At 73.2% G+C, this 2909-nt stretch carries 2 protein-coding genes; both read right to left on the bottom strand.

Annotated features, from left to right (window positions below; translation table 11 throughout):
* Nucleotides 1-106: 106 nt before the first annotated feature.
* A complete protein-coding gene (locus ACFTZC_RS20355) occupies nt 107-934 on the bottom strand; it encodes a Tat pathway signal sequence domain protein (protein ID WP_382891573.1) in 828 nt (275 codons plus the stop codon).
* Complete coding sequence (locus tag ACFTZC_RS20350) at nt 931-2637, bottom strand: glycosyl hydrolase family 28-related protein (protein ID WP_382891571.1); 1707 nt, start codon at nt 2635-2637, stop codon at nt 931-933. Before ACFTZC_RS20350 ends, ACFTZC_RS20355 begins: the two co-directional genes overlap by 4 nt.
* Between the last annotated feature and the right edge of the window lie 272 nt (nt 2638-2909).

Genomic DNA, 2909 nt, shown 5'->3' with positions numbered 1-2909 from the left:
GCCGCCCGCCCCGGCCTACTGCCCCCCCCCGTCGACGCCCATCGCCGTCGCGCCCCCGCCCGCGGGGCGCCCCCCCCCCGCCCCCCGGGCCGCCCCGCCGCCGTTCTCACACCAACTGATAGCCGCGCATGTTCGTCAGCAGCATGTGGCAGTCCCGCAGCGAGTCCGACGTGTCGCCGAGCGAGCGGTAGATGCCCCACTTGGGCCGCACCCGCTCGGCGAGGAAGGTGTCGACGCCGGTCTTCTGCGCGTCGATCAGCGTGGTGCCGCCCTTGCGGAGGATCCACCGTACGGTGCCGCTCGTACCGTTGCCGATCTTGAGCTGGAAGTCCACGTCGACCCATGAGTTGTGCAGGGGCGTGAGGGCGGTGCGGCCGACGAGGATGTCCTGTTCGAAGATCTTCAGCTCGATGGTCTGCGCGCCGTCGACCCGCCGCAGCGACTGCACGATGATCGGCGCGGACCCGGTGCCGGGCTGCTTCATCTGCATGATGTGGGTGAAGGTGGTGGTCGCCCGCAGGGTGCTCGGGATGTACATCGAGTACGTCACCCGCCAGCTCTCGCCCTGCTTCCACTGGAGGTACGAGCCGCCGGCCGGGCTGCGCATCCCGGTGACCTCGTGGCGCTGCCGGTCGGTGGAGGTGTCCCGGTCGACCATGTGCATGTTGAAGCGGTAGTTGTCACCCTCGGCGAAGATGTGCGGCGAGGCGGAGGTGTGGGAGTCCGCGCGGTCGTCCTCGATCGACTCGAAGGCGGCCAGCTTGTCGGTACGCGCCGAGGGCGCCCAGCGCTGCTGCCAGGAGGCCGCGGCGGCCGGCCCGGCGAGCTGCGGCAGCCCGGCGGCGACGGCGCCGCCGATGGCCGCGCCCAGCAGCGTGCGCCGGGACGGAACTAAGGGGCGGTTGCCCGGAACGGGCCGTGGGGAGTCTGTCATCGCGATTCACCTTGTCGTCTCGTCGGCAGGCCGTGGCTGAGGCGGCGCTGGGCGGTGTGCAGGTTGCGCGGGGTGACGGCGGGGGTCCCGTAGGCGTCGAGGCGCGCGTGCAGGGGCCCCTGGAAGTCGGGCGTGTCGATCTGGCCGAACGGGGTCACCTCGGAGATCCCCACGGTGGCGCTGTACGGGGCCACGTCGTCGATCCGTACGCACCCCGCCCGGCCGTTGGTGACGGTCACGTTCCAGTGCGTGAAGCGCGCGCCGTACAGGGGACCGGCGTTGGCGTCACCGCCGTGCTTCCCGTCGTTGTGCAGGGTGATCTCGGTGCGTACGTTGGCGAACGGCAGGCCCCGGTGGGTGTCGAAGGTGCCGGTGGCCATGCGGCCGCGCGACCAGACGTTGTAACTCGACAGACCCTCGACGTTGATGCCGTGCACCTGCGTCCCGGCGGGCGGCGGAGCGGCGGGCCGCTCGACGGAGAAGTCCTCGACCAGGTTGTCGTGGGAGCCCTCGCGGCACGCGTACGGGTGGTGGCTGCCCCGCCCGGAGACGCGGGTCCGGCGCAGGGTGACGGCCTTGGCGGCGACGAAGAGGAAGCCGTTGTCGGCGTTGACGACATGGACGTCGTCGGCCCAGCAGTCCCAGGCGCACTGCATGGCCAGGCCGTTGTACCCGGTGTCGAGGAGATGCGGGGACTGTGTCGTCTCCCGCATCTCGATGGTGAGGCCCTCGACCCCGGACCCGGTGACGGGGGCGACCAGCGTGGTGAACCGCGGGGCCCACTCCGGGCGCGCGTCCAGCGGCAGCGGCCGGTCGAGGGTGACCCGGCGGCCCCGCACGGCGGTGATCCGCACCGGCCACTCGTACGGGGCGTAGCTCAGCAGTTTGGTCTTGTCGGACCAGTCGTACGTGGCGGTGCCCTCGACGTCGCCGCACATGTGGGCGAGCAGGCCGTGCCCGGCGTCGTCCGAGAGCTGGAGCAGCACGCGGTCGCCGGGGCGCAGCGCGGCCGGGGCGTCCACGGTGACGGTGAGGTCGCCCCGGCGGGCGGGCGAGGTGACGCGGGCGAGGGTGCGCCACTGGTCGCGCCGGTTGCCCGTCCACCCCTCGAACGGCCACTCCCGGGCCTTGATCGCCCCGGTCAGTGCCCGGAGCCGGTCGCGCGGGCACACCCACACCAGCCCGCCGGCCCAGGACCAGGACGACTTGTCGCCGCCGTACCGGCTGCCGTAGGGGCCGATGATGTCGGTGAGCGAGCGGGTGGCGTACAGCGTGGTGGCGCCGCTGCCCGCGCCGCGCAGGGTGACGTTGCTGTGGCCGATCCGGATGATGTCGTCGATCCGGTACCGGCCGGGCGGGAGCCGGACCGTGCCGCCGCCGCGCTCGCCGGTCTCGGCGATGGCCCGGTTGATCGCGGGCGCGGCGTCGGCCGAACCGTCGGGACGGGCGCCGTACCGCACCACGTCGGCGCGGACGGGGCGGCGCGGGAAGGCGGTGGAGCCGCCGGCGTAGCCGGCCCGGCCGATGAACGGGATCTGAGGATGTGTACGGGGCGAGGCCCGGAACTCCTCCCAGAGGGAGGCGCCGGGGCGGTGTCCGGTGGCGGTGTCCGGAGCGCGTTCGCCATGCGCCATACCGGTGAGGGCGACCGAGGTCGCGGTGGCTGTGGTGGCCTGGAGCAGACTTCTTCGGCTGATCACCATGCATGCGCCTTTCGGGGCAGCTTTCATGTATATGAATGGCGTTCAGATGTGCATCCCTGGGGGAGAGTGCCACGGGCCCGCGAAGCAGGGAAGAGGTCGCCCGCAAGATTTTCCCGGGCGAAGGCTAGTGCGGAGACCGTCGCGGTGGTGCGCCCGGGCGTGGGGGGGGGGCGGCCGCGCGCGGGGGCCGGGGGGCGGGGGGGGCGCGGAGGGGGGGGGGGGTGAGGTGGGGGTGAGGGGGAGGGGGGGGCGGGGGGGGGGGGAGGGGGCCC

It is taken from the genome of Streptomyces sp. NPDC056987 (assembly GCF_042673865.1).
Classification (GTDB): domain Bacteria; phylum Actinomycetota; class Actinomycetes; order Streptomycetales; family Streptomycetaceae; genus Streptomyces.
This window is presented reverse-complemented; position numbering and strand designations above follow the sequence as displayed.

Coding starts and splice junctions, on each gene's coding strand:
- ACFTZC_RS20355 (WP_382891573.1), bottom strand. CDS start 934: ATGACAGACTCCCCACGGCCCGTTCCGGGCAACCGCCCCTTAGTTCCG.
- ACFTZC_RS20350 (WP_382891571.1), bottom strand. CDS start 2,637: ATGGTGATCAGCCGAAGAAGTCTGCTCCAGGCCACCACAGCCACCGCG.